At 64.7% G+C, this 25,324-nt stretch carries 21 protein-coding genes; 15 read left to right on the plus strand and 6 right to left on the minus strand.

Going from position 1 to position 25,324, the window contains the following annotated elements; translation table 11 throughout:
- Nucleotides 1-104 precede the first annotated feature (104 nt).
- The 13 genes from M1D34_RS15825 (at nucleotide 105) to M1D34_RS15885 (ending at nucleotide 16,049) form a co-directional block, all read left to right on the plus strand.
- On the plus strand, nucleotides 105-1,148 hold the full coding sequence (locus M1D34_RS15825) for a LacI family DNA-binding transcriptional regulator (protein WP_498779846.1): 1,044 nt from the start codon (nucleotides 105-107) through the stop codon (nucleotides 1,146-1,148).
- The gene (locus M1D34_RS15830; protein ID WP_127596800.1) at nucleotides 1,145-2,146 is read left to right on the plus strand and encodes a 1,5-anhydro-D-fructose reductase; all 1,002 of its coding nucleotides are present in this window, start codon (nucleotides 1,145-1,147) and stop codon (nucleotides 2,144-2,146) included. The genes M1D34_RS15825 and M1D34_RS15830 overlap by 4 nt, the downstream gene beginning before the upstream one ends.
- Entirely contained in the window at nucleotides 2,146-3,768 is a 1,623-nt protein-coding gene (locus M1D34_RS15835) for an acyl CoA:acetate/3-ketoacid CoA transferase (RefSeq protein ID WP_498779848.1), read from the plus strand. The genes M1D34_RS15830 and M1D34_RS15835 overlap by 1 nt, the downstream gene beginning before the upstream one ends.
- Nucleotides 3,761-4,540, plus strand: coding sequence for an enoyl-CoA hydratase/isomerase family protein (locus M1D34_RS15840; RefSeq protein WP_010970558.1), 780 nt, complete (start codon nucleotides 3,761-3,763; stop codon nucleotides 4,538-4,540). The genes M1D34_RS15835 and M1D34_RS15840 overlap by 8 nt, the downstream gene beginning before the upstream one ends.
- Nucleotides 4,540-6,048 (plus strand): aldehyde dehydrogenase family protein, encoded by a 1,509-nt coding sequence (locus M1D34_RS15845; protein ID WP_498779851.1) that lies wholly within the window; start codon nucleotides 4,540-4,542, stop codon nucleotides 6,046-6,048. Before M1D34_RS15840 ends, M1D34_RS15845 begins: the two co-directional genes overlap by 1 nt.
- 160 nt (nucleotides 6,049-6,208) lie before the next feature.
- Nucleotides 6,209-7,453, plus strand: coding sequence for an ABC transporter substrate-binding protein (locus M1D34_RS15850; protein WP_010970556.1), 1,245 nt, complete (start codon nucleotides 6,209-6,211; stop codon nucleotides 7,451-7,453).
- 184 nt (nucleotides 7,454-7,637) lie between these two features.
- Nucleotides 7,638-8,516, plus strand: coding sequence for a carbohydrate ABC transporter permease (locus M1D34_RS15855; RefSeq protein WP_003535875.1), 879 nt, complete (start codon nucleotides 7,638-7,640; stop codon nucleotides 8,514-8,516).
- Nucleotides 8,516-9,397, plus strand: a complete 882-nt coding sequence (locus M1D34_RS15860; protein ID WP_003535874.1) for a carbohydrate ABC transporter permease — start codon at nucleotides 8,516-8,518, stop codon at nucleotides 9,395-9,397. The genes M1D34_RS15855 and M1D34_RS15860 overlap by 1 nt, the downstream gene beginning before the upstream one ends.
- 3 nt (nucleotides 9,398-9,400) lie before the next feature.
- Complete coding sequence (locus tag M1D34_RS15865; protein WP_003535873.1) at nucleotides 9,401-10,513, plus strand: ABC transporter ATP-binding protein; 1,113 nt, start codon at nucleotides 9,401-9,403, stop codon at nucleotides 10,511-10,513.
- The gene (locus M1D34_RS15870) at nucleotides 10,510-12,030 is read left to right on the plus strand and encodes a GMC oxidoreductase (protein ID WP_498779855.1); all 1,521 of its coding nucleotides are present in this window, start codon (nucleotides 10,510-10,512) and stop codon (nucleotides 12,028-12,030) included. Before M1D34_RS15865 ends, M1D34_RS15870 begins: the two co-directional genes overlap by 4 nt.
- Complete coding sequence (locus M1D34_RS15875; RefSeq protein ID WP_498779857.1) at nucleotides 12,027-12,800, plus strand: 3-ketoacyl-ACP reductase; 774 nt, start codon at nucleotides 12,027-12,029, stop codon at nucleotides 12,798-12,800. The genes M1D34_RS15870 and M1D34_RS15875 overlap by 4 nt, the downstream gene beginning before the upstream one ends.
- A 210-nt stretch (nucleotides 12,801-13,010) precedes the next feature.
- Nucleotides 13,011-14,666, plus strand: coding sequence for a GMC family oxidoreductase (locus M1D34_RS15880; protein WP_010970552.1), 1,656 nt, complete (start codon nucleotides 13,011-13,013; stop codon nucleotides 14,664-14,666).
- A gap of 15 nt (nucleotides 14,667-14,681) precedes the next feature.
- Nucleotides 14,682-16,049, plus strand: coding sequence for a glycerate kinase type-2 family protein (locus M1D34_RS15885; RefSeq protein ID WP_498779859.1), 1,368 nt, complete (start codon nucleotides 14,682-14,684; stop codon nucleotides 16,047-16,049).
- Nucleotides 16,050-16,127: 78 nt separating this feature from the next.
- Here M1D34_RS15885 and aptA read toward each other — a convergent pair whose 3' ends face one another.
- A complete protein-coding gene (gene aptA / locus M1D34_RS15890) occupies nucleotides 16,128-17,465 on the minus strand; it encodes an omega-aminotransferase AptA (protein WP_498779862.1) in 1,338 nt (445 codons plus the stop codon).
- Nucleotides 17,466-17,610: 145 nt separating this feature from the next.
- Here aptA and M1D34_RS15895 point away from each other — a divergent pair, with 145 nt between their 5' ends.
- On the plus strand, nucleotides 17,611-18,159 hold the full coding sequence (locus tag M1D34_RS15895; RefSeq protein WP_498779864.1) for a cupin domain-containing protein: 549 nt from the start codon (nucleotides 17,611-17,613) through the stop codon (nucleotides 18,157-18,159).
- 187 nt (nucleotides 18,160-18,346) lie between these two features.
- Here the strand turns inward: M1D34_RS15895 and M1D34_RS15900 are convergent, their stop codons facing one another.
- The 4 genes from M1D34_RS15900 to hglS are packed head-to-tail and all read right to left on the minus strand — an operon-like array spanning nucleotide 18,347 to nucleotide 23,995.
- Nucleotides 18,347-19,579 (minus strand): pyridoxal phosphate-dependent aminotransferase, encoded by a 1,233-nt coding sequence (locus M1D34_RS15900; protein WP_498779866.1) that lies wholly within the window; start codon nucleotides 19,577-19,579, stop codon nucleotides 18,347-18,349.
- Nucleotides 19,580-19,595: 16 nt separating this feature from the next.
- Nucleotides 19,596-21,128, minus strand: coding sequence for an L-piperidine-6-carboxylate dehydrogenase (gene amaB / locus M1D34_RS15905; RefSeq protein WP_498779868.1), 1,533 nt, complete (start codon nucleotides 21,126-21,128; stop codon nucleotides 19,596-19,598).
- Nucleotides 21,129-21,162: 34 nt separating this feature from the next.
- Nucleotides 21,163-22,584: an FAD-binding oxidoreductase gene (locus M1D34_RS15910; protein ID WP_498779870.1), complete on the minus strand. Its 1,422-nt coding sequence runs from the start codon at nucleotides 22,582-22,584 to the stop codon at nucleotides 21,163-21,165.
- Nucleotides 22,585-22,594: 10 nt separating this feature from the next.
- On the minus strand, nucleotides 22,595-23,995 hold the full coding sequence (hglS, locus tag M1D34_RS15915; RefSeq protein ID WP_127516410.1) for a 2-oxoadipate dioxygenase/decarboxylase HglS: 1,401 nt from the start codon (nucleotides 23,993-23,995) through the stop codon (nucleotides 22,595-22,597).
- Between the two features lie 113 nt (nucleotides 23,996-24,108).
- Here hglS and M1D34_RS15920 point away from each other — a divergent pair, with 113 nt between their 5' ends.
- Nucleotides 24,109-25,002, plus strand: a complete 894-nt coding sequence (locus M1D34_RS15920; protein WP_027994095.1) for a LysR family transcriptional regulator — start codon at nucleotides 24,109-24,111, stop codon at nucleotides 25,000-25,002.
- A 62-nt stretch (nucleotides 25,003-25,064) separates the two neighbouring features.
- Here M1D34_RS15920 and M1D34_RS15925 read toward each other — a convergent pair whose 3' ends face one another.
- Entirely contained in the window at nucleotides 25,065-25,286 is a 222-nt protein-coding gene (locus M1D34_RS15925) for a hypothetical protein (RefSeq protein WP_003535216.1), read from the minus strand.
- Between the last annotated feature and the right edge of the window lie 38 nt (nucleotides 25,287-25,324).

Raw genomic sequence — 25,324 nt, forward strand, 5'->3', positions numbered from 1 at the left:
GGCGCCGGGCTAAATCGGAGAAGAATGTGAGCAGAAGCCTCTTGACGAAATTGGAACGTTCCAATTATTAAGAATGCGAGAGATGAAATTTCAGGAGGATGTTCATGAGGAAGGAGCGGGTGACGGTTGTCGACATCGCGCGCGCCGCCGGCGTGTCGAAGTCGACCGTGTCGCTCGTGCTGCAGGCAAGTCCGCTCGTTAATGAATCGACGCGGGCGAAGGTCAATGCAGTGATCCGTGAGCTCGGCTATGTGTATAATCGCAGCGCCGCCAATCTGCGCCAGGCGAGATCGAAGATCATCGGCATCGTCGTCAACGATCTCACGAACAGCTTCTTTGCGGAGCTCGCGGTCGGCGTCGATGAGGTCGTGCAGACGGCCGGTTTCGTGCAGTTCCTCGCCAATACGAGCGAGAAGCTCGACCGCCAGCGCGAGGTCATCGCTTCGATGCGCGAGCACGGGGTGTCGGGGCTCATCATATCCCCGGCGCGCGGAACGGAAGCCGCGGATCTCGCGCCGCTCGTTGCCGCCGGCATTCCGGTCGTGCTCGTCGTGCGCGACATCCCCGGCGCCGGTGTATCCTCTTTGACTTCGGACAATCACGCCGGCGCCGTTGCCGCCGTGCGCCACCTGGTCGAGCGTGGCCATCGCCGCGTCGCCTTCCTCGGAGGCTTCGCCGATACCGCGGTCTTCGAAGCACGCATGCGCGGCTATGGCGATGCCCTTCGGGAAGCGGGCCTCGAGGTCTCAGACGATCTCATCATCGGTTCGGCGCCGTCGCGCGCCGGCGGGGTGACGGCGATCGAGCAGGCGATGATGCTGAAGGAGCGGCCGACCGCGGCTCTCTGCTTCAACGATGCCGTCGCCTTCGGCGTCTGCGACGGGCTGCGTGCGCGCCGGCTGGAGCCCGGCGAGGATTTCGCGGTGATCGGTTTCGATGACGTGATCGAGGCCAAGACCGCGGTGCCGGCGCTGACCACGGTCTCCGTCGATCCGCAGGGCATGGGCGAGCGTGCGGCGGAACTGCTCTTGAAACAGATCAATAGCGGCCGTGTCGAGCCGGAAGCGATTGTCAGCCCGGTTCGGCTCGCCATTCGCCAGAGCTGCGGCGCTGCCGTCGGACGCAGAGTGAAGGAGATTTCGTCATGATTCGCTGGGGACTGATCGGCGCGAGCACGATCGCGCGCGAATGGGTGATCGGCGCCATCCGCGCCGCAGGCGGCGAAGTCGTCTCGGTGATGAGCTCGAGCGCGGAACGAGGAGAGGCCTATGCCGCGGAGAACGGGATCGCAAAGGCTGTGACGAGCGTCGACGATCTCGTCGGCGATCCCGACGTGGACGCCGTCTACATCTCGACGACCAACGAGCTTCACCACGGCCAGGCGCTGGCAGCGATCCGCGCCGGCAAGCACGTTCTCTGCGAGAAGCCGCTGGCGATGAACCTCAATGACGGCTGTGAAATGGTGCTCAAGGCCTGTGAGGCCGGCGTCGTGCTCGGCACCAATCATCACTTGCGCAATGCCGCCACGCATCGGGCCATGCGGGAAGCGATCGCCGCGGGCCGGATCGGCCGGCCGATCGCGGCGCGGGTCTTCCATGCCGTCTATCTGCCGCCGCACCTCCAGGGCTGGCGGCTCGACAAGCCGGAGGCGGGCGGCGGCGTCATTCTCGATATCACCGTGCACGACGCCGACACGCTGCGCTTCGTTCTGAACGACGACCCGATCGAGGCCGTCGCGATCAGCCACAGCGCCGGCATGGGCAAGGAAGGACTCGAGGACGGGGTCATGGGCGTGCTCCGCTTCCGCTCCGGCGTTATCGCCCAGTTCCATGATGCCTTCACCACGAAATTTGCCGAGACGGGTCTCGAAGTGCACGGAACCGCGGGATCGCTGATCGGCCGCAACGTGATGACGCAGCGGCCTGTCGGCACGGTCGTGCTGCGCAATGAGGAGGGCGAGAGCGAATTGCCGCTCGACCACCGCAATCTCTACGAGACTGCGATCGAGGCTTTCCATTCGGCGATCGGGGGCAATGGCCGTCCGTCGGCGAGCGGTGAGGATGGCGTCTGGTCGCTCGCCACCGGCCTTGCGGTGGTCAAGGCGGCCGCCACCGGCGGTGCCGTCGAGATCGAAACGGGACTTTGATGCGCATGACGGGCAAACATATTTCGCTTGCGGACGCTGCCGGCTTGATTCCGGACGGCGCAGTCGTTTCGGTCTCCTCCTCCAGCGGGCTTGGCTGCCCGGACCTGATGCTGAAGGCGATCGGCGAGCGCTTCGAGGCGACCGGACATCCGCGCGATCTGACGACGCTGCATCCGATAGCCGCCGGCGACATGAGCGGCATCAAGGGCGTGGACTACATCGCCAGGAAGGGTCTCCTGAAAAAAATCATCGGCGGCTCCTATCCTTCCGGTCCGTCGAGCGCCGAACCGCCGCTGATCTGGCAGATGATCGGCGCGAACGAGGTGGCAGCCTACAATATTCCCTCGGGCATTCTCTTCGACATGCATCGCGAGGCGGCGGCGAAGCGTCCCGGCGTAATGACCAAAGTCGGGCTCGACACCTTCGTCGACCCGTCGCGCGAAGGCTGCGCCATGAATGCGTCCGCCGCTGCCGAACCGGTGGTGAAGAAGGTCGCCTTCGAGGGCGAGGACTGGCTTTATTTCAAGGCGATCGCGCCGCAGGTGGCGATCATCCGCGCGACGACCGCCGACGAGCGCGGCAATCTCACCTATGAACACGAGGGCGCCTATCTCGGCGGCCTCGACCAGGCGCTTGCGGCCCGCAACAATGGCGGCATCGTCATTGCCCAGGTGAAGCGGATAGCCAAGGAGGGCTCGCTGAAGCCTCATGATGTGCGTGTTCCGGGCGTCCTGGTCGACTATGTCGTCGTGGATCCCGATCAGAAGCAGACGACGCAGACGCTCTATGACCCCGCCATTTCCGGCGAGATTTTCCGTCCGCTCGACAGCTTCCGGCTGCCGGAATTCAATATCCAGAAGGTGATCGCGCGGCGCGTTGCCCAGGAGCTCGAGGCGGGCAGCGCGGTCAATCTCGGTTTCGGCATTTCCGCCAACGTCCCGCGCATCCTCATCGAAGAGGGTCTGCACGGCGCAGTCACCTGGGTCATCGAACAGGGCGCCGTCGGCGGTGTGCCGCTCCTCGATTTCGCCTTCGGCTGCGCTTCCAATGCGGACGCCTTCATGCCGTCGCCGTACCAGTTCACCTATTTCCAGGGCGCAGGCTTCGATGCCTCGCTGCTCTCCTTCCTGGAGATCGACCGCACCGGCTCCGTCAACGTCTCGAAGCTCAGCTTCCGTCCGCATGTGACGGCGGGGGCAGGCGGCTTCGTGGACATAACCGCGCGGGCGAAGAAGGTCGTCTTCTCCGGCATGTTCAATGCGGGCGCGAAGCTGGCGGTCGCCGATGGCCGGCTCGTGATCGAGAAGGAAGGCAAGCTCAGGAAGCTCGTCAACGCGGTCGAGCACGTCACTTTCGCCGGCCGTCGCGCCGTCGAGCAGGGGCAGGACATCACCTATGTCACCGAGCGCTGCGTGATGAAACTGACCCCGGAGGGCGTGATGCTCACCGAAATCGCCCCGGGCGTTGATCTCGAAACGGATATCCTTGGCCAGTCGGAGTTTCCGCTGATCGTCTCCGACGCGCTGAAGCCGATGGATCCGGCGCTGTTCGGCGAGGGGCCGATCGGCCTGACGCTGCCCGCCAAGGCGCCGCGCCGGCTCAAGGGAGGCGCCGATGGCTGACGAACGCATCCGCGTCGATTTCGAAGGCCCCATAGCGATCGTGACGGTCGCACGGCCGGAAAAGCTCAACGCCTTCGACATCGACATGCTGAAAGCGCTCGACTCGGCCTGCGATACGGTCGAGGCAAGGCGCGACTTGCGGGCCGTGATCCTTACCGGCGAGGGCAAGGCCTTTTCCGCCGGCGGCGACATCAAGGCCTGGGGCGGAATGGAGCCAGCCGCCTTCGGCCATGACTGGGTGCGTTTCGGCCACCGCGTTTTCGAGCGGCTCGCGACGCTGCGCATGCCGGTGATCGCGGCCCTCAACGGCCATGCGCTTGGCGGCGGTCTGGAGCTCGCGGCGGCGGCGGATATACGTCTGGCCGAAAAACAGGTGAAGATCGGCCTGCCGGAGACGAGCCTCGGCATGGTTCCGGGCTGGTCGGGCACGCAGCGCCTGGTCGCGCGCTTCGGCGCGCAGATCGTTCGCCGCATGGTGCTCGGCGGCGAGATGTTCTCGGCGGCGGAAGCCAGGGCCGAGGGGCTCATCGACGCAGTGGTCGAGACCGGCGCGGTCATGCAGGCGGCGCGCGACTACGCCGCGCGGGTCGCCGGCCGCGGGCCGGCGGCGCTCGAAATATCGAAGCTGATGATCGCCTCGGCGAGCGGCGAAGACAAGGGCGCGGCGGTGGAAGCGTTGGGATCGATCCTCGTCGCCAAGACCGGCGATCTCAAGGAAGGCGTAGCCGCCTTCAGCGAAAAGCGTGAAGCCCGCTTCAAGGGAGAATGGTGATGACGGTGGTGGTGAGGCCAAAGGCGCTCGGCGACTACGAGACCCGCGAATTCCGGATGCTGATCGACGGTCAGTGGGTGGATGGCGCCGAGGGCCGCACGATCGAGCGCGTGGCGCCGGGTCACGGCGTCGTCGTCAGCCGCTATCAGGCGGCGGCGAAAGCGGATGCCGAACGGGCGATCGCCGCCGCACGGCGCGCTTTCGACGAAGGTCCGTGGCCGCGCATGACCGCCTCGGAACGGTCGTTGATCCTGCTCAGGGCCGCCGACATGATTGCCGCGCGAGCGGATGAGCTGGCTTTTCTCGACGCGGTCGAATCCGGCAAGCCGATCAGCCAGGCGAAGGGCGAATTGGCGGGTGCCGCCGACATCTGGCGCTATGCGGCAGCACTTGCCCGCGAACTCTCGGGCGAAAGCTACAATACGCTCGGGGAGGGTACGCTCGGCGTCGTTCTGCGCGAGCCGATCGGCGTCGTATCGATCATCACGCCGTGGAACTTCCCTTTCCTGATCGTCAGCCAGAAGCTTCCCTTCGCCCTTGCCGCCGGCTGCACGACGGTGGTGAAGCCCTCTGAACTCACCTCGGCCTCGACGCTGGTTCTCGGCGAAATCCTGGAAGCGGCCGGCGTGCCCCAGGGGGTCGTGAACATCATCGTCGGCACGGGGCCGGAGGCCGGCGCGCCGCTCACCACGCACCCGCATGTCGACATGGTCTCCTTTACCGGCTCGACCGGAATCGGCCGGCTGACCATGGCGAATGCGGCGCAGACCCTGAAGAAGGTCTCGCTGGAACTCGGCGGCAAGAACCCGCAGATCGTCTTTCCGGACGCAAACCTGGACGAACTCATCGATGCGGCCGTCTTCGGCGCCTATTTCAATGCCGGCGAATGCTGCAATGCCGGCTCGCGGCTGATCCTGCACCGCGATATCGCCGAGGAGGTGACGGCGCGCATCGCCAGCCTCTCGGCCAAGGTCAAGGTCGGCGATCCGCTCGACCCCGAAACGCAGGTCGGCGCGATCATTACACCGCAGCATCTGCAAAAGGTTGCCGGCTATGTTTCTTCGGCATCGAACGAAGGCGCGAGAATAGCCCATGGCGGCACCACGCTCGATCTCGGCATGGGACAGTTCATGGCGCCGACCATCCTGTCGGCCGTTCGGCCCGAAATGGCCGTGGCCCGGGAGGAAGTCTTCGGGCCGGTTCTCTCCGTTCTGACTTTCGAGAAGACGGAAGAGGCGATCCGCATCGCCAATTCGATCGATTACGGGCTTTCCGCCGGAGTCTGGAGCCGCGACTTCGATACCTGCCTGACGATCGGGCGGCGCGTACGCGCCGGCACGGTCTGGATGAACACCTTCATGGATGGCGCATCCGAGCTGCCTTTCGGCGGCTACCGGCAATCCGGGCTCGGCCGCGAGCTCGGTCGCCATGCAGTCGAGGACTATACGGAGACGAAGACGCTCAACATGCATATCGGCCGGCGCAGCAACTGGTGGATGCCGCGCTGAGGAAGGGGAGGGGTGAGGTTTCGTAATCGGCGAAAGGGTGTAACGTCTTGAATTGGCCGAGTGATGTTAGTCGCAGGCCATGCCGTCCGCGGGAACCGGGCGGTACCAGAAAAGAGCGGAGGAGGTTCCGCTTCGGAAACTTGCAAACGGGAGGATAACGATGCGCAAGTTCATGACGACGACTGCTGTTGCAGCACTGATGTTGGCGGCGACAGCCGCGCGTGCAGCCGAGAATGTGGAAGTACTGCACTGGTGGACGTCCGGCGGCGAAGCCGCGGCCCTCGACGTCCTCAAGAAGGACCTGGAGAGCAAGGGCATCAGCTGGACCGACATGCCGGTCGCCGGCGGCGGCGGCACCGAAGCGATGACGGTGCTTCGTGCCCGCGTCACCGCGGGCAATGCGCCGACGGCCGTGCAGATGCTCGGCTTCGACATTCTGGACTGGGCCAAGGAAGGCGCGCTGGGCAATCTGGACGAGGTCGCCGCCAAGGAAGGCTGGGACAAGGTCGTTCCGGCTGCCCTGCAGCAATTCTCCAAATATGACGGCCACTGGATCGCCGCGCCGGTGAACGTTCACTCGACCAACTGGGTCTGGATCAACAAGGCCGCGCTCGACAAGGCCGGCGCCAAGGAACCGACGACCTGGGAAGAGCTGATCGCACTGCTCGACAAGTTCAAGGAGCAGGGCATCACGCCGATCGCCCATGGCGGCCAGCCCTGGCAGGACGCGACGATCTTCGACGCCGTGGTTCTTTCGCTGGGCAACGACTTCTACAAGCAGGCCTTCATCGATCTCGATCCGGCGGCGCTCGGCGGCGACAAGATGAAGGAAGCCTTCGATCGCATGACGAAGCTGCGCTCCTATGTGGACGACAACTTCTCCGGCCGCGACTGGAACCTCGCCTCGGCGATGGTCATCGAGAACAAGGCCGGCCTGCAGTTCATGGGTGACTGGGCGAAGGGCGAGTTCCTGAAGGCGAAGAAGGTGCCCGGCACCGATTTCGTCTGCATGCGCTTCCCCGGAACGCAAGGTTCGGTCACCTTCAATTCCGACCAGTTCGCGATGTTCAAGGTGTCGGAAGACAAGGTTCCGGCACAGCTGCAGATGGCCTCGGCAATCGAGAGCCCGGCCTTCCAGTCGGCCTTCAACGTCGTCAAGGGCTCCGTTCCCGCCCGCACCGACGTCCCGGATACCGATTTCGACGCCTGCGGCAAGAAGGGCATCAAGGACCTCGCGGAAGCCAATACCAACGGCACGCTTTTCGGGTCCATGGCCCACGGTCATGCCAATCCGGCTGCCGTCAAGAACGCGATCTACGACGTGGTCACGCGCCAGTTCAACGGCGAACTCAACTCGGAAGAGGCGGTGACGGAACTCGTCGCGGCGGTCGAGGCTGCGAAGTAAGGCGGAGCGAGGGAAGTTGCCCTTCTCCTCGGGTTAAACCCGAGGACTAACCCTCTCCCCGCTCGCGGGGAGAGGGGACGGAGGCGGCGCGGCATACCCCTTCTCCCCGCATGCGGGGAGAAGGTGCCGGCAGGCGGATGAGGGGCAGACCGCGGCACGAACGAAACATACGGTGGTAGCAAACATGGATAGCCGCAACCGGCTGCAGGAGCTTTTGCCGAAGCTCGTGCTCGCCCCCAGCTTTCTCATAGTTCTGGTGTTCGTCTACGGCTTCATAGCCTATACGGGCTTCCTGTCGATGACGGACAGCAAGATGCTGCCGTCCTACAATTTCGTGGGTTTGAGTAATTACAGCCGGCTTTGGGCCCTGCCGCATTGGTGGCGCGCGGTCAGCAACCTGGCGATCTTCGCCACGCTCTACATCGCCGTCTGCTCGGTGCTGGGACTGGCGCTGGCGATCCTGCTCGACCAGAAGATCCGCGCTGAGGGATTTCTGAGGCCCATCTATCTCTATCCGATGGCGCTTTCCTTCATCGTCACCGGCACCGCATGGAAATGGTTCCTCGATCCGGGGATCGGGCTCGAGAACACCATGCATCTCTGGGGCTGGGAAAGCTTCTCGTTCAACTGGATCAAGGACCGCAACTACGCGATCTACTGCGTCGTCATCGCCGCCGTCTGGCAGTCGACCGGCTTCATCATGGCGATGTTCCTGGCGGGTCTGCGCGGCGTCGACAACGAGATCATCAAGGCCGCCCAGATCGACGGGGCGACGACCCCCACCATCTATCGGCGGATCATCATTCCCCTGATGCGGCCGGTCTTCCTTTCGGCTTTTGTCGTCCTCGCCCATCTGGCCATCAAGGCCTACGACCTGATCATCGCACTGACGGGCGGCGGGCCGGGGCAGGCGACCGAGCTGCCGGCGACCTTCATGTATTCCTACACCTTCACCCGAAACCAGATGGCGATCGGCGCCTCGTCGGCGATCGTGATGCTGGTGATGATCTTCTCGATCATCGTTCCCTATCTATATTCCGAAGTCCGGGGAGGAAAACGCTGATGGGCGCTCCCAATCCCGAGAACGTCATCTCGCACAACCGCCTGACGCGCGCCCTGATCTATTCGGCGCTGATCCTCTTCGCACTCTATTCGCTGCTGCCGCTCTACGTGATGCTGGTGAATTCCCTGAAGCCGCTGGATGAGATTCGCCAGGGCGGCATGCTGAACCTGCCTCAGACCTGGACCGTCGAACCGTGGCTCTCGGCCTGGTCGACGGCGCAGATCGGCGTGCAGCCGACGGGCCTTCGACCTTTCTTCATCAATTCGATCCTGATGGTCGTTCCGGCCGTGGCGATCTCCACGATCATCGGCGCGCTCAACGGCTACGTGCTGACCAAGTGGCGCTTCCCCGGCGCGAACATATTCTTCGGCATGCTGCTTCTCTCCTGCTTCATCCCCTTCCAGATCGTGCTGATCCCGATGGCGCGCATTCTCGGTATTCTCGGCATCGCCGGTTCGATCTGGGGTCTGATCCTGGTTCATGTGGTCTACGGTATTGGCTTCACGACGCTCTATTTCCGCAACTACTACGAGGCCTTCCCGACCGAGCTGGTGCGTGCGGCGCAGATCGACGGCGCCAGCTTCTTCCAGATATTCCGGCGGATATTGCTGCCGTCGTCAGGGCCGATCATCGTCGTCTCGGTCATCTGGCAGTTCACCAATATCTGGAACGACTTCCTGTTCGGGGCCTCGTTCTCCGGGCCGTATTCAACGCCTATGACGGTGGCTCTCAACAATCTCGTGAGCTCGTCAACGGGGGTCAAGGAATACAATGTCCACTTCGCCGGCGCGATCCTCGCCGCCCTGCCAACGCTCATCGTCTACATCGTGTCCGGCCGCTATTTCGTCCGCGGGCTGATGTCCGGCGCCGTGAAAGGATAAGCCATGTCGTTTCTGAAGATCACCAATCTGCGCAAATCCTACGGTGCCCTCGAGATCTTGAAGGACATCAACCTGGAGATCGAAGAAGGCGGCTTCCTCGTGTTGGTCGGCCCCTCCGGCTGCGGCAAGTCGACGCTTCTGAACACGATCGCCGGCCTGGAGCCGATCACCTCGGGCGACATCGCCATAAACGGCCGCTCGGTTTCGGGGCTGCACCCGTCGAAGCGCGACATCGCCATGGTCTTCCAGTCCTATGCGCTCTATCCGAACATGACTGTGGCCGGGAACATCGCCTTCGGCATGGAGATCCGCGGCGTGCCGAAGGAGGAACGCGAGAAGGCGATCAAGCAGGTGGCCGACATGCTGCAGATCGGCCATCTGCTCGACCGCAAGCCGAGCCAGCTTTCCGGCGGCCAGCGTCAGCGCGTGGCCATGGGCCGGGCGCTGGTGCGCAATCCCCAGGTCTTCCTCTTCGACGAGCCGCTCTCGAACCTCGACGCGAAGCTGCGCGTCGACATGCGCACCGAGATCAAGCGGCTGCATCACCGCATGAAGACGACCATCGTCTATGTGACGCACGACCAGATCGAGGCGATGACGCTCGCGACCAAGATCGCCGTCCTGAAGGACGGCGTGCTGCAGCAATTCGGAACGCCGGCGGAGATCTACAACAACCCCGCCAACATGTTCGTCGCCGATTTCATGGGATCGCCTGCGATGAACCTGCTCAAAGCGCAGATAGAGACCGCAGGCTCGCAAGTCTCGGTGACGCTGGCGCGGCCGAATGCCGAACCCTTGAGACTCGCCGTGCCGCATAACGGCGCGCTCTCCGCCTATGCCGGCAAGGAGGTGGTCTTCGGCATCCGTCCGGAAGCGCTCACCGACCCGGACGGGGCGGACCGCAATGCGCAATTCGTCGCCGAAGGCGAATGCCTGATCGAGGTGGTCGAGCCGGCCGGCTCCGATACCTTTGCCGTGACGAGGCTTGGCGGCAAGGAAATCGTCGCAAGGCTCAGGGCCGATGCGCGCATCGCGCCCGGCCAGACGTCACGGCTCGCCTTCAACCTCGACAAGGCCGTCTTCTTCGACCCGCAAAGCGAAAAGCGGATTGCATGAGGAAGACGATGGAGAGCCAGCCGGATATCGTCATCATCGGATCGGGGGTCGGCGGCGCAACGGTCGCTGCGGGCCTTGCTGCCTCGGGCGCCGAGATACTGATCCTCGAAGCGGGCTCGCATATCGAGGACCTGCCGGTCAATCGCGACCAGCGGGCGATCTTCCAGCGCGGCCATTTCCGCCCGAAGGAGACCTGGTACGAGGCCGGCGGCCCCGGCTTCAATCCCGGCAATTACTACAATGTCGGCGGCAATTCGAAGTTCTATGGCGCGGTGCTGACCCGCTATCGCCGGGAGGATTTCGAGGAGATGCAGCATCGGGACGGCGTCTCCCCGGCCTGGCCCTTTTCCTATGAGGAGCTCGAGCCGTGGTATTCCAGGGCAGAGCAGCTTTACCAAGTGCGAGGTAAATTGGGCGAGGACCCGACGGAGCCCGCTCATTCGAGCGGCTATCCCCACGGCCCGGTGCCGGACGAGCCTGCGATCGCCATGGTCCGCGAGCGCCTGGCCGAGATCGGCCTCCATCCCTATTCGCTGCCGCTCGGCGTCGATATCGAGCGCTGGCTGGCCAAGGGCAAGACGCCGTGGGACGCGCATCCGAACTCGTCCGACGGCAAGATGGATGCCGAAACGGCGGCGCTGGCGGCGGCGCTGAAATTTCCGAATGTGCGGCTGCAGACCGGCTCGCGAGTGACCCGGCTCGTAACCGGGCCGGACGGCAAGGCGATCGAAACCGTGCTCTACGCCAGGGACGGGGCAGAGCACAGTCTTTCGCCGAAGCTCGTCATCCTCTGCGCCGGCGCGGTGCAGTCGGCCGTACTGCTCCTGCGCTCGGCCGACGACAGCAATCCGACCGGGCTTGCCAACCGGTCCGATCAGGTCGGCCGCAATTTCATGAACCACAATTCAAGCGCCGTCATCGCGCTCAGCCCCTGGTACCGGAACGACTCGGTCTATCAGAAGACCTTCGGCCTCAACGACTTCTATCTCTCCGACGGTGCGGGCGGGCCGCCGCTCGGCAATGTCCAGCTTCTCGGCCGCATTTCCGGCGCGATACTGAAGGCGAACATGCCGGCAATGCCGGAATGGCTGCTAAACCGGGTGTCCGCCCGCGGCATCGACTTCTACGCCATGAGCGAGGACCTGCCCTCACCGGAAAGCCGCGTCATGGTCGACGGCGAGCGCGTTGTGCTGAAATGGGTGCGCACCAATTGGCAGGCCCATCTCGACCTCGTCGCCAGGCTCAAGGCGGTGCTGAAGAAAGCCGGCTTCCCGATCGTGCTCGCACGGGCCTTCGACAAGCGGACGCCCTCGCACCAGTGCGGCACGGTCCGGATCGGCAATGATCCCGGCCAGGCGCCGCTCGACGTCTATTGCCGCGCCTTCGATCATCCGAATCTCTTCGTCGTCGATGCCGGCTTCCTGCCGACCTCCGCCGCCGTCAATCCGGCGCTGACCGTCGCGGCACAGGCGCTGCGTGTCGCCGACCATATCGTGAAACAGGATCTGCGGTCATGACCGAGAAGGCACGCCCCGTCGCGATCGTCACCGGCGGCCGCCGCGGCATCGGGCTCGGTATCGCCCGGGCACTCGCGGCGAGCGGCTTCGACATCGCCATCACCGGCATTGGCGATGCGGAGGGTGTCGCTCCCGTAATCGCCGAACTCAACGGGCTCGGCGCCCGGGTGATCTTCCTGCGCGCCGATCTTGCCGACCTTTCGAGCCATCAGACGACCGTCGACGCTGCCGTCGCGGAATTCGGCCGGATCGACTGCCTCGTCAACAATGCCGGCATCGCCTCCATCGTGCGCGGCGATTTTCTCGATCTGAAGCCGGAGAATTTCGACACGATCGTCGGCGTCAATCTGCGCGGCACGGTGTTTTTCACGCAGGCCGTTGTGAAGGCGATGCTGGCGAGCGACGCTCGAGCGTCGCGCTCGATCATCAACATCACCTCGGTCTCGGCCGCGATGACGTCGCCCGAGCGGCTCGACTACTGCATGAGCAAGGCGGGGCTTGCGGCCTTCAGCCAGGGCCTGGCGCTGAGGCTCGCCGAGACCGGCATCGGGGTCTTCGAAGTCCGCCCCGGCATCATCCGCTCGGACATGACGGCTGCGGTTTCCGGCAAATACGACGGTCTGATTGAAAGCGGTCTGGTGCCGATGCGGCGTTGGGGCGAACCCGAGGACATCGGCAATATCGTCGCCGGCCTCGCCGGCGGGCAGTTCGGTTTCGCCACAGGCTCTGTCATCCAGGCGGATGGAGGGCTCTCGATCGGGCGGTTGTGAATTTTCCTCTCGCCGGTCGTGAGATTTGCCCCTCACCCTAACCCTCTCCCCGCAGGCGGGGAGAGGGGACGTGCGCCGACGAGATGGTGGCGAGCGGTTGCCGCGAGTCCCTTCTCCCCGCCTGCGGGGAGAAGGTGGCGGCAGACGGATGAGGGGCATGGCGAGACAGACGATACCGCGCCCGAAGCGCGTGACTTTGAGGACATGTGAATGACCTACGACTACATCATCACCGGGGCCGGTCCGGCCGGCTGCGTGCTCGCCAATCGCCTGAGCGAGGATCCGGACGTCAGGGTGCTGCTGCTCGAAGCCGGCGGCGGCGACTGGAATCCGCTGTTCCACATGCCGGCCGGCTTCGCCAAGATGACCAAGGGGGTCGCCAGCTGGGGCTGGCACACGGTGCCGCAGAAGCACATGAAGGGCAGGGTGCTGCGCTATACCCAGGCCAAGGTGATCGGCGGCGGTTCTTCCATCAATGCACAGCTCTATACCCGCGGCAATGCGGCCGACTACGACCTCTGGGCGAGTGAGGAGGGCTGCGCCGGCTGGGACTATCGCAGCGTGCTTCCCTATTTCAAGCGCGCCGAGGACAATCAGCGCTTCGCCGACGACTATCATTCCTATGGCGGTCCGCTCGGCGTTTCCATGCCGGTTTCGGCGCTGCCGATCTGCGACGCCTATATCCGCGCCGGCCAGGAACTCGGCATTCCCTACAACCACGACTTCAACGGCAGGCAACAGGCGGGCGTCGGCTTCTATCAGCTGACGCAGCGCAACCGCCGCCGGTCCTCCGCCTCGCTCGCCTATCTCTCGCCGATCAAGGATCGCCCGAATCTGACGGTGCGCACCGGCGCCCGCGTCGCGCGCATCATGCTCGAGGGCAGGCGCGCCGTAGGGGTGGAAGTCGTAACGGGGAGGGGCAGCGAGATCATTCGTGCCGATCGCGAGGTGCTGGTCTCGTCGGGTGCGATCGGTTCGCCGAAACTGCTGTTGCAGTCCGGCATCGGCCCCGCCGATCACCTTCGTTCCGTCGGCGTCGAGGTCAGGCACGATCTCCCCGGTGTGGGCGGCAATCTCCAGGACCATCTGGATCTCTTCGTCATCTCCGAATGCACCGGCGATCATACCTATGACGGCGTCGCCAGGCTGCACCGCACGCTCTGGGCCGGGCTGCAATATGTGCTCTTCCGCTCCGGCCCGGTCGCCTCGTCTCTCTTCGAGACCGGCGGCTTCTGGTATGCCGATCCGAATGCCCGCTCCCCGGACATCCAGTTCCACCTGGGCCTCGGTTCGGGCATCGAGGCCGGGGTCGCACGGCTCAAGAATGCCGGGGTCACACTCAATTCCGCCTATCTGCACCCGCGCTCGCGCGGCACCGTCCGGCTCTCCTCGGCCGACCCGGCGGCAGCACCCCTGATCGATCCGAACTACTGGGAGGATCCGCACGATCGGCAGATGTCGCTCGAAGGTTTGAAGATCGCGCGCGAAATCATGCAGCAGCCTGCGCTGAAGCCGTTCGTCCTCGATGAACGTTTGCCCGGCAACGGCATCCGCACCGACGAGCAGCTCTTCGACTATGGCTGCGCCAACGCCAAGACCGACCACCACCCGGTCGGCACCTGCAAGATGGGGACCGACGCGGCGGCGGTGGTCGACCTGGAGCTCAAGGTTCGCGGGATCGAGGGCCTGCGCGTCTGCGACAGCTCGGTAATGCCGCGGGTCCCATCCTGCAACACCAACGGCCCGACGATCATGATGGGCGAGAAGGGGGCCGACATCATCCGCGGATTGCCGCCGCTGCCCCCGGCCGTGTTCCAGCACGAGCGCAACGACGCGCGCCCGCGGGCGCGCGCGGAGGTCCGCTGAAGGAGCGATCGGGCGTTGCAGTTTCGGGCGGCCGTTCGAAAAATCGTTGCGGCGGCTGAAGGCGGCGTCCAAGGTGCCTTCGTCCCTATCCAGAAATCCCGGTCTGATTCCATGACGTCAATAGAGCCGCGCCCTTTTCTCATATCCCTCTTCGAGGCCGCCGTCGCCGCGGCCGATCCTGAAGCAGCCATTCGGGCGCATCTTCCGGCGCGGCCGAAGGGCCGCACGATCGTGGTCGGCGCCGGCAAGGCCGCGAGCCAGATGGCAGCCGCTTTCGAGCGGCTCTGGGACGGGCCGCTCGCAGGCGCCGTCGTTGCCCGCCACGGGCCTGTCGAGAAATGCGGGCGGATCAGGGTCCTGCAGTCGGCTCACCCGGTGCCGGATGAGGCGGGGCTTGCCGCCTCCGCGGCGCTTCTCAAAGCGGTCGGGGGACTGACGGCGGATGATCTCGTGGTGGCGCTCATCTCCGGCGGCGGCTCGGCTCTGCTGCCGGCTCCGCCTGGCGGCTTGACCCTGGAGGACGAGATCGCCGTCAACAAGGCGCTGCTTGCCTCCGGAGCGCCGATCTCCGCCATGAATGTGGTCCGCAAGCATGTCTCGCGGATCAAGGGCGGGCGGCTTGCACTTGCCGCCGCGCCGGCGCGGGTCGTGAGCCTCGTCGTCTCCGACGTGCCCGGCGACAATCCGGCCTTCGTCGCCTCGGGCCCGACGGTTGCCGACCGATCCAGCCTCGAAGAGGCGCACGAGATCGTCGCGCGATACGCTATCGCCCTGCCCGAACGGGTGACGGCGCATCTCGCTTCCGATGCGGCGCGAGCACCCCGGCCCGACGATGCTGCATTCGCCGGCAACGAAGTCCACGTCATCGCCTCGGCGAGCGTTTCGCTGGAAGCGGCGGCGGCACGGGCGCGGGAAAGCGGCATCGAGGCGATGATCCTGTCGGATGCGATCGAAGGCGAGGCGCGCGACATCGGCCGCATGCATGCGGCGCTCGCGCGGGAAGTGGCCTCGCGCAACCGTCCCTTTTCGAAGCCGGTCGTGCTGCTTTCCGGCGGCGAGACGACGGTGACGATCTCAGGCGAACTTTACGGTAAGGGCGGACGTAACAGCGAATTCCTCCTGTCGCTCGCGCTCGACATCGACGGTATCGGTGGTATCGATGCGCTTGCCGCCGACACCGACGGCATCGACGGATCCGAGGACAATGCCGGCGCCTTTGCCGACGGCGCAAGCATCGGCCGGATGCGGGCGGCAGGCGCCGATCCCCGCTCGCATCTCGCAGGCCATGACGCCTGGACGGCCTTCGCGGCCAGCGGCGACCTCTTTGTGCCCGGCCCGACGGGGACGAATGTCAATGATCTGCGGGCGATCCTGATACGCTGAACTTCTGGAAGGGGATGGCACGGCCTGAAATTGCCCCTCCCAACCGTAGGGAGGGGTCATTCCGCGCGCGAACCGCTGTTACTTCACCCGGTTCAACGCATCGGCAAGGATCGAGACGATCTCGCCGAAATGCTGCTTTTCCGCGATCAGAGGCGGCGAGAAGGCGATGATGTCGCCGGTGACGCGGATCAGCAGGCCCCGCTCGAAACAATCGACGAAGACGTCATAGGCGCGAGCGCCGGGCGCGCCGTCGCGCGACTGGAGCTCGATGCCGGCGATGAGGCCGATGGTGCGGATGTCGATGACGTGCGGCAGGCCTTTCATGGAATGCATCGCCTCGTGCCAGTCGCCCTCGATTTCGGCGGCGCGCGTCATCAGGCCCTCGTCGCGATAGATGTCGAGCGTGGCGATGCCGGCGGCACAGGCGGCCGGATGGCCGGAATAGGTATAGCCGTGGAAGAGCTCGATCTGGCCTTCGGGGCCGTGCATCAGCGCGTCGTGCACCTTGCGGCTGGCAAAGACAGCGCCCATCGGGATCGCACCGTTGGTAAGCCCCTTTGCGGTGGTGACGATGTCCGGCGTGACGCCGAAATAGTCGGTCGCAAAGGCCGCACCGAGCCGGCCGAAACCGGTGATCACCTCGTCGAAGATCAGGAGAATGCCGTGCTTGTCGCAGATCGCGCGCAGCCGCTCGAGATAGCCCTTCGGCGGGATCAGCACGCCGGTCGAGCCGGCGACTGGCTCGACGATGCAGGCGGCGATCGTCTCGGCGCCGTGGAGCGCCACGAGCCTTTCGAGGTCGTCGGCAAGCTCCGCACCATGCTCCGGCTGCCCTTTGACGAAGGCGTTCTTCGCCGGGTCATGGGTGTGGCGCAGATGGTCGGATCCGGGAAGCTGCGGGAAGACGCGGCGGTTGTTGACGATGCCGCCGACGGAGATGCCGCCGAAGCCGACGCCGTGATAACCGCGTTCGCGGCCGATGAGGCGGGTGCGCGTGCCCTGGCAGATCGAACGTTGATAGGCAAGTGCCATCTTCAGCGCGGTGTCCACGGATTCCGAGCCCGAGCCGGTGAAGAACACCCGGTCGAGCTTGGCGCCAGCCGGGCCGGGCGCGATCTCGGCCAGCCGCTCGGCGAAGTCGAAGGCGATCGGATGACCCATCTGGAAGGACGGCGCGAAGTCCATGGTCGAAAGCTGCCGCTCGACCGCGGCGGCGATCTGCCGGCGGCCGTGCCCGGCATTCACGCACCAGAGGCCGGCGGTGCCGTCGAGAACCGTCCGGCCGTCGACGCTGGTGTAGTGCATGCCCTCGGCGGCGGCGAGCAGCCGGGGTGCCGCCTTGAACTGGCGGTTGGCGGTGAAGGGCATCCAGTAGCTGTCGAGAACCGGAGCGTTGGGCTTGTTGTGGGCGTTCATGGCATCCTCCTGTCGTTAGCCGATTGACGCCATGATTTGGATTTCCGAACAAGTCCTTTTCTAAGGTCATCTAAGCCGTTGTATTTGCACGAGGGAGTTTGATAGAGTTTCGCTATTTCAAACAACATCAACACCGGAGTTCGCTATGAGCGTCGATATCGGCAGCCGCCTGCGGCAGGTGCGGCTGAGGCACAAGCTTTCCCAGCGCGAACTCGCCAAACGGGCGGGGGTTACCAACTCCACCATCTCGCTGATCGAATCGAATGCATCGAACCCCTCGGTCGGGGCGCTGAAGCGTATCCTCGACGGTATTCCAATCGGGCTTGCGGAGTTCTTCTCCTTCGAGCCGGAGAAGCCGCGCAGGGCTTTCTATGCGGCTGAGGAACTGGTGGAGATCGGCAAGGGACCGATCTCCTATCGCCAGATCGGCGACAACCTTTTCGGCCGCAGCCTTCAGATCCTGAAGGAGTGCTACCAGCCGGGCGCGGATACCGGCAAGGTGCCGCTGGTGCATGAGGGCGAGGAAGGCGGCATCGTGCTTTCAGGCCGGCTGGAAGTGACCGTCGACGACGAGCGGCGCATCCTCGGGCCGGGCGACGCCTATTATTTCGAAAGCCGGCGGCCGCACCGCTTTCGCTGCATCGGACCGGTGCCCTGCGACGTGATCAGCGCCTGCACGCCGCCGACGTTTTGAAGGGGAAAGAACGCCACTCATCCGCCTGCCGGCACCTTCTCCCCGTTCTGACGGGGAGAAGGGACAAGCGGGCTACTCCCCTTCCTGCCGAAGCCGTTGCGGTGTTACGAGCGAGCGCCACGAGTCCCTTCTCCCCGTGGAACGGGGAGAAGGTGCCGGCAGGCGGTTGAGGGGCAATTCGAGCCACTCACGAAAGCCGCTCGCAAGCCGCAGCGATTCGTTCGAGCGCCTCCTTCAGCTCCGCCTCCGAGGTTGCATAGGAGATGCGGAAATAAGGTGAGAGGCCGAAGGCCGAGCCCGGGACGACGGCGACATGGGCGTCTTCCAAAAGATAGGCGCAGAAGTCCGTATCCGTTTCGATCCTCTTGCCTGATGGCGTCACCTTGCCGAGCACGCCGGCGCAGCCGGAGAAGGTGTAGAAGGCACCCTCGGGAACGCGGCACTCGAGGCCGTCGATCGCGTTCAAGCCGTTGACCACGAGATCGCGGCGGCGCTGGAAGCTCTCGGTCCGTTCTTTCAGGAAGTCCTGCGGCCCGTTGAGCGCCGCGACCGAAGCCGCCTGGCTTATCGAAGAGGGGCATGAGGTCGCCTGGCTCTGGACGACGGCCATCGCCTTGATGAGCTCGCGCGGGCCACCGGCATAGCCGATCCGCCAGCCGGTCATCGCATAGGCCTTCGAGACGCCGTTTACGGTCAGCGTGCGGTTCTTCAGGCCCGGCTCCAACTGCGCCGGGGTAACGAAGCGGAAACCGTCATAGACTATGTGCTCATACATGTCGTCGACGAGCAGCCAGACATGCGGGTGCCTCAGAAGTACCTCGAGCAGCGGCCGGTAGTCGGCCGCACTGTAGGCGGCGCCCGACGGATTGGAGGGCGAGTTTAAGAGCACCCATCGGGTCCGCGGCGTGATGGCCGCCTCCAGCTTTTCCGCCGTCAGGCGGAAACCGGAAGATGCGTCGCAGGCGATCAGGACCGGCTTGCCCTCGCAGATATGGACAATGTCCGAATAGGAGGTCCAGTAGGGCGTCGGAATGATGACCTCGTCGCCCGGATCGAGCGAGGCCATCATGGCGTTGAAGAGGATCTGCTTGGCGCCGGTCGCGACCGTGATCTCGTCCAGCTCGTAGGCCAACCCGTTCTCGCGCTGGAATTTCTCGCGGATCGCCTTCTTCAGTTCCGGCGTGCCGTCGAGTGCGGTGTATTTCGTCTCGCCGCGGTGAATCGCATCCGAGGCGGCCTGCTTCACGTGTTCCGGCGTGTCGAAATCCGGCTCGCCGGCGCCGAGGATGATCACCGGCTTGCCTTCGCGCTTCATGGCGGCGGCGCGGGCGCCGATCTTCAGGATTTCCGAAACTCCGATCGAGGAAATCCGCGAGGCGGGCTGAAAGCCCGCCTCCTTGACCGTTGCATTGATGGTCATGGCCGATCCTGTTCGATTATTCGATGTCGAAAGAGACGCCCTGCGCCAGCGGCAGAGCCTTCGAATAGTTCACCGTGTTGGTGGCGCGCCGCATATAGGCCTTCCAGGCGTCGGAGCCGGATTCTCGTCCGCCGCCGGTCTCCTTTTCGCCGCCGAACGCGCCGCCGATCTCGGCGCCGGAGGTACCGATATTGACGTTGGCGATGCCGCAATCCGAGCCGTCGGCTGCGAGGAAACGTTCCGATTCCTGCATGTCACGGGTGAAGATCGAGGAGGAAAGCCCGGCGGCAACCGCATTGTGCTCGGCGAGCACCGCGTCGAAGTCGCTGTACTTCATGACGTAGAGGATCGGCGCGAAGGTTTCCTCGAGAACCGGGCCTTCCTGCTTCGGCATTTCGACCAGTGCCGGCTTGACGTAGTAACCGTTCTCGTGGCCGAGCTCGACGCGCTCGCCGCCGGTGACGGCTCCGCCATGGTTCTTTGCCTCGGCGATCGCCTTCTGCATCCCGTCGAAGGCCGCCTTGTCGACGAGGGGGCCGACGAGTGCGGCCGATTCCAGCGGGTTGCCGACCGAAACCGACTGATAGGCCTTCTTCAGGCGCGGCACGAGCTGGTCGTAGACGCTTTCATGGACGAAGAGGCGGCGCAGGGTCGTGCAGCGCTGCCCGGCGGTGCCCATAGCCCCGAAAGCAATGGCGCGCAGCGCCATGTCGAGATCGGCGGACGGGCAGACGATGCCCGCATTGTTGCCGCCGAGTTCCAGGATCGCGCGGGCGAAGCGCTTGGCAAGCCGCGGACCGACCTCGCGGCCCATGCGGGTGGAGCCGGTCGCCGAAACCAGCGGCACCTTCGGATGGTCGACGAGAACCTCGCCGATCGCCCGGTCGCCGATCAGGACCTGCGACAGGCCTTCCGGAGCGTCGCCGAAACGGGCGATGGCGCGTTCCAGGATCGCCTGGCAGGCGAGCGCGGTAAGCGGCGTCTTTTCCGACGGCTTCCAGACGACGGCGTCGCCGCAGACGAGCGCGAGCGCTGCATTCCAAGACCAGACCGCGACGGGGAAGTTGAAGGCGGAAATGATGCCGACGACACCGAGCGGGTGCCAGGTTTCCATCATCCGGTGGCCGGGACGCTCGGTGGCGATCGTCAGGCCGTAGAGCTGGCGGGAAAGGCCGACGGCGAAATCGCAGATATCGATCATCTCCTGCACTTCGCCGAGGCCTTCGGACGGGATCTTGCCGGCTTCGATCGAGACGAGGCGGCCGAGATCGGCCTTGAAGGCGCGCAGTTCCTCGCCGAGAAGCCGGACGAGTTCGCCGCGCTTGGGCGCCGGTACGAGGCGCCAGGCGCGGAAAGCCTCGTCGGCCTTCTCGATTTTGCCGGCGGCTTCAGCGGCAGACACGGTCTTGAGACTTGCGATCTTCTCGCCGGTGACCGGGCTGAAGGACGGCATGTCGCCGCCGGTGTAGAGGTACTTGGCAACGCCCATTTTCTCGAGGAGCGCGGCTGCCTCGCTCGCGACATCGATTTTCTTGGCTGCAATGTTCATGTGATGACTCCCGTCTTGTAACTGGCGCGATGACCTAACCGAAGCGCACGCTGCCGAGCTTGCCCGGCGAGGTGAGCGTCTTGAGGCCGGCCGCCATGTTCTTCAGTTTTTCCGGCGTGTAGAGATCGTAAAAAGCCTGGTTGCGGCGGCCGAGCGCATGTTCCGCGCTGAAGCTGCCGTGATATTGCTCGACCGCCACCGCAAAGACCCATTCGCGCAGTCGCTGCTCGAAGGTCGCATCGGCCAGTAGCGGACTATCCTTGGCGACGACCAGGTTGAAGTGAACGCCGCCATCGCCGATATGGCCGAAATCGCAGACCGTGACGCTCGAAAATTTTTCCGGCATTTCCGCCTTCATATGGTCGCAGAAGGCCATGATGTCACCCCTGCGGAAGGAGAGATCGAAGGCGATGAGCTTGCCGAGGTGTTTTACGCCCTCCGAAAGCGCATGGCGCAGCGCCCAGATCTCGTGCGGCGGGCCGACGAGCGCATCGGCGAGCAGTACCTCTTCCATCTCCCATATCTCCGCGAGCACGCTTTCGAGAACCGCGTCGAGCGGCTGCTCGCCTTCGCGCGGGCTCGAGGTGCGGGAGATTTCGGCGAGGATCACGTAGTCGGGGACCTTGCCGCCCTGGAAGGGGTTTTTCAGCGCCGGCACATGGGCGAAGGCCGCGGCGATCGCGTTCCTCGACATTCCCTCGAAGGCCGAGAGATAGGCGCCGAGCCGCTCTTCCATGGCCTTCAGGAGCGGCAGGACATGCGCGCCGCTCGCCGGCACGAGGAAGGCGGTCGCCGTCTGCTTCGGCAGGCGCTCGAGATTGAGCACGCATTCGGTGACGATGCCGAAGGCGCCCGAGGTGCCGATGAAGATCTGCTTCCAGTCGACGCCGGTATTGTTCTTGCGCAGGTCCGAGCCGAGGTCGAGCACCGTGCCCGCCTCGTCGGCGAGGACCACTTTCAGACCCAGCGTGTTGCGGCGCACGTCGCCATATTTGAGGAAGCGCGAGCCGCCGGTATTGGTGGCGATCATGCCGCCGATCCGCGGGTCGGCGCCGAGATCGATCGGGAAGAACAGGCCGTGTTCCTCCAGGCGCCGATTGAGCTCGGACAGGCGGAAGCCGGCATCGACGCGCACGGAGCGATTGTCGAGGTCGAGCGCGAATTGGCGGGTCAGCCGGTCGAGGCTGACAACGACCTCGCTGCCGGACTCGTCCGGCGTCGATCCCGAGACGAGGCCCGTATTGCCCGACTGGGGGATGAGGGCGATGCCGCTGCGGACGCAGTAACCGACGGCGGCCGAGACCTCTTCCGTCGTTACCGGACGCAGGACGGCCGCCGCGCGGCCGCGGTCGTAGCGTGCGCCGGCCTCGTAAGCCTCCATGTCCTCCCGACGCGTGACGACGCCCTTGTCGCCGAGGAGCTTCGTCAATGCGTCGATATGGTGCTCGTCAATCATCGCCGGCGTATCACTCCGCTGCCATGGCGGCGGTAAGCGCCTTGAGGCAGCCTTCGATCGATGCCTGCTCGATGCCGGCATAGTGATCGAATTCGTTGAGCACGGCGACGCCGAGATCGGTCTCGAAGCGCTTCTGGTTCGGGCTCGCTTCGAATTCCTGCTGCGCACCGTCGCCGAGGTTCGACTGGAAGATACCGGCGGCGCTGACGGGAAGGAAGTCCTCATAGACGATCGGATCGAATTGAACGAGGCCGTCGGCGATCAGGGAATTGAGATCACGCCGGCCGGGCAGCTTCGTCCGCCGGCCCTTATCCGTCAGGGAGTAGCTGAAATAGCCGAGGCCCGCCTCGCGGAGCTCCGCCCAGCTGTCGGGGAACGCCTCGAAGACCTGGGCCAAGGCCGCTTCGTATTCCCTGGCGTTTGAACCATCGGCGGCCGGGCGTACGATCTTGCGCGATTCGTCGAGCAGCCGGTCGTAGAGACCTCGGCCCTTAGGCGTCAAAGCGATGCCGCGCTGCTCGATCTCGCCGAAGCGGGCGGTATGCGAGCCGGTCTTCCAGCTGCCGTCGGCGTCGCGGAAGGAAACCGGCTCTTCGAGCGCCTTGAAGGACGTCTGGCGAAGCAGGACCGGGCATTTGCGTGTCGGCGGTCCTTCGACGACGGCCTTCGGGGCAATGCCATATTCCGGCATCAGCGCCTGGACGCGGTCGATGTCGAGCGTCCGTGGCGTCAAATGGTTGATATGCGGCCCCTTGAAGGAGACCACGTCGGCGATCAGCCGGTGCGCATCGTGCAGGCGCTCGTACATGCCGGCGCTGACATTCGCCTCGTCGTGCCAGCGGAAGGTCTCGAGCACTTCGGCGACGAAACGCTCGGCATCGGCCTTGTCGAGGCCGCCGTCCCGCTCGGCCTTTTCGGTAAGCTCGACCGCACCGGATGTAAAGATCCGGCGCTCTTTCAGGATCGCCTCCGCCTCGGCGCGAAGGGCCTCGTCGGAAATGAGGTCGAGCCTCAGAAGCGAGGTGAAGACGCGGAAGGGGTTGTGCTTCAGAGCCGCGTCGCCCACCGGCCGGAAGGCCGTGGAGTGGACCGGCACCCCGGCGGTCGACAGATCGTAGTAGCCGACCGGATACATGCCCATCACGGCAAATACCCGGCGCATCATCGAAAGCTCCGCCGGCGTGCCGAGACGGATCGCGCCGTGACGCTCCTCGGAAATGCGTTCGAGCGAATCGGTCGCTTCCAGGCGCCCCTTCAGGGTGGCGTCGGCCGAGAGCGTTTCGCCGTTGACCCTGGCGACGAGCTCCATCAGCGTGCCGTAGGCCGGCACTTCCTCGCGGTACATCAACGACATCGCAGCGGAAAAGGCCGAGCGAATATCGTCGGCGGATACGAAACTATTCTCTTTCACTGGGGCTCGCCTCGCGCTATGGATGAAGGACAAGGTCATTCTTAATTCTGATCATATCGGAAGGCTCTGAGCTTGGATCGCGCTGCTTCTGACTATGTTGATGCGAGGCTGGAATGAAGTTGAGCCGCCGACTGGTTCCCGACGTGACGACGCTGCAGGCCTTCGAATGCGCGGCGCGCCATGGCAGTTTCACCCAGGCCGCCGCGGAGCTCAATCTCACGCAGAGCGCCGTCAGCCGGCAGATCAAGGATCTCGAGAACCAGCTGGGCGTGCTGCTCTTCGAGCGGGTACGCCAGCGGGTCATTCTTTCCGATGCGGGGCAGAAATTCCTGCCGGAAGTGCGCCGGCTTCTGAACCAGACCGAAGAGCTGATGGTGCGCGCCATGGCGTCGGCGCGGGCCGACTCGAGCCTCTCCATCGCATCGCTTCCGACCTTCGGCAGCCGCTGGCTGGTGCCTCGCCTGCCCGATTTCCTGAGGCGCCATCCGGGCACCGTCGTCAATATCGCCTCCCGCTCTGAGCCGTTCGACTTCGAAGAGCAGAACTTCGACCTCGCGATCCATTACGGCCAGCCCGTCTGGGCGCGGGCCATTTGCAACTACCTCTGCAGCGAAGTCATCGTGCCGGCAGCCAGCCCGACCCTTCTTTCGGTGCATCCGGTGGAAGCGCCTGCGGACATCGGCGGCGCCCCGCTGCTGCATCTGGCGACACGGCCCAAGCTCTGGGCGCAATGGTTCGAGGCAAACGGCGTCGAGCAGGACGGCGCCTATCGCGGCAACCGCTTCGATCAATTCTCGATGGTAATCGAGGCGGCGACTGCAGGTCTCGGTTTTGCCCTTTTACCTCGCTATCTGATCGAGCAGGAACTTACCGCAGGCACTCTGCGGATCGTTCTCGATCGACCGATGCAGACGGAGAACAGCTATTATCTCGCCATTCCGGAAGGCAAGCTCGAAAATCCGATCAGCCGCGCTTTCCGGGAGTGGATCACCGAACAGGTCGGTTGATCGGTCGCGGTGACAAGCCCGGTCGAGGGCCTGCGGATCTCAGCCTGCGGATATGATGCTGCTTACACCAGGAAGGGGCGGATTTTGACAGAGATATCCATCGAACCGAGGGAGCTTGCCGGCTGGCCGGGTTCCGCGCGGTGCGGGTCTCCGGAGCCGGCTGCGGGCGATGCTCGCATTCCTTGCAAGCTGCTGACATCACGGCTAAAAAATGCCATCTTCATGCACCACGCGGCCGTGAAATCCAGCGCGCCGCCGGCTTTGCGTTCGGCGCCTGCCTTCACCGATACTCTCTTCCCGGGACGATGACGGCGAAGGAGGG

It is taken from the genome of Ensifer sp. D2-11, assembly GCF_054161295.1.